2 protein-coding genes are annotated in these 1,490 nt (G+C 51.3%); both read right to left on the reverse strand.

The window, feature by feature from the left end; genetic code table 11:
- Nucleotides 1–65 precede the first annotated feature (65 nt).
- Nucleotides 66–1,169, reverse strand: a complete 1,104-nt coding sequence (dxr, locus tag Q0546_RS11315; protein ID WP_298793117.1) for a 1-deoxy-D-xylulose-5-phosphate reductoisomerase — start codon at nt 1,167–1,169, stop codon at nt 66–68.
- A partial coding sequence (locus tag Q0546_RS11320; RefSeq protein WP_298793119.1) for a phosphatidate cytidylyltransferase occupies nt 1,163–1,490 on the reverse strand: 328 nt, incomplete at its 5' end. The genes Q0546_RS11320 and dxr, both read right to left, overlap by 7 nt.

Consider the following 1,490-nt stretch of genomic DNA (forward strand, 5'->3'; position numbering starts at 1 on the left):
TAGACATGTAGCCTGCGGAGCGAAAATTTTGCAAAATCTCGGAAAAGCGCTCACGAGACAAGCCGCTATTTAAGCGACTTTTCCGCCCATGCTCTCACTTCTGAATCTACCTCAAAGATCTTACTCTCGCTCTTTATTTTTTCGTTTTCAAACCTCTTTGCTGCGGCTAAAACCGTTCGCGAGATATCTAAAAATCCGCACTCGCCGTGCAAAAATTTATACACCGCGACCTCGTTTGCGGCGTTGATAGCTACGCCAAGATCGGGGTTTTGCAAAGCTTGATCTTTTAGCGAAAAGATAGGGTATTTTTTCAAATTTATCTCGCCGAATTTTATGTTTTTTAGAGTTTTTAGGTCCAAATTCGGCACGATTTGCGTATCGGCGGCGCTTAAATTTAGCGCCCCGTCCTCGCCCAAAATCGCATGCGCGATGGCTAAAATCATATCGGTTTTAGATAGATGCGCCGTAGTCGAGCCGTCGGCAAACTCCACCAGCGCGTGAACCGTGGACGTGCGCTCGATGAGCGCCTCGATATCCCGCACGCCGTAGAGCCAAAAAGCCTCAAGCACCTCAAAAAGCTTGTTCGCCATCGTTGCGCTGTCGATCGTGATCTTTGCGCCCATGCTCCAGTTGGGGTGTTTTAGCGCGTCTGCGGCGCGGGCGTCTTTTAGGGCTTTTATCGGGGTTTTGTAAAAGGCGCCGCCCGAGGCCGTGATGACTAGCCTAGCGACCGGGGTTTTGTTTGCGAGCAAAAATTTAAGCCCGAAATGCTCGCTATCTATCGGATTTATCGCGCCCCTGTCTAAAAATTTGCCGCCTGCTACGAGGCTTTCTTTATTTGCAAGCGCTAGCTTTTTGCCTAGCTTTTGCGCGGCTAAGCTCGGAGCAAGCCCAGCAAAGCCCACTAGAGAGTTTACGACGCGCTCGCTTTCGCACTCTTTTAGCATATCGCAGATGCCCTGCGCACCCACAAAAACGCGTTTATGCTTTACGAATTTAGCAAATTTTGACTCGGCGATACAGACGAATTTGGGCTTAAATTCGGCGATTTGCTCGTTTAAAAGCTCGTAGTTTGACGCGCAGCTCATCGCCTCGACGCCAAGGCCGAATTTGCGGGCAAGATTTAGGGTATTTGTCCCGATTGAGCCCGTCGAGCCCAGCACTACCACGATAGCGTCCAGAGCATCGCGGCAACGCCGAAAAGATAGCCGTCGACGCGGTCAAGCATACCGCCGTGACCCGGCAGCAGCGTGCTGCTATCCTTGACGCCCGCGCGGCGCTTTAAGTAGCTCTCGAAAAGATCGCCCCACACGCCAAAAACCGCAACTAAAAACGCCGTGATGAGGCTATGCCAAAAACTATCGGTCAGCACCCAGCCAAAACCCGCGCCAAAGACCGTAGCTACGGCGATACCGCCTACTACGCCTTCCCAGGTTTTATTAGGCGATGTCTCACTAAAGGCGTGTTTGCCGCAAAATTTGCCGACAAAA

It is taken from the genome of uncultured Campylobacter sp. (assembly GCF_937997465.1).
In the GTDB taxonomy this organism is placed as follows: Bacteria; Campylobacterota; Campylobacteria; order Campylobacterales; family Campylobacteraceae; genus Campylobacter_A.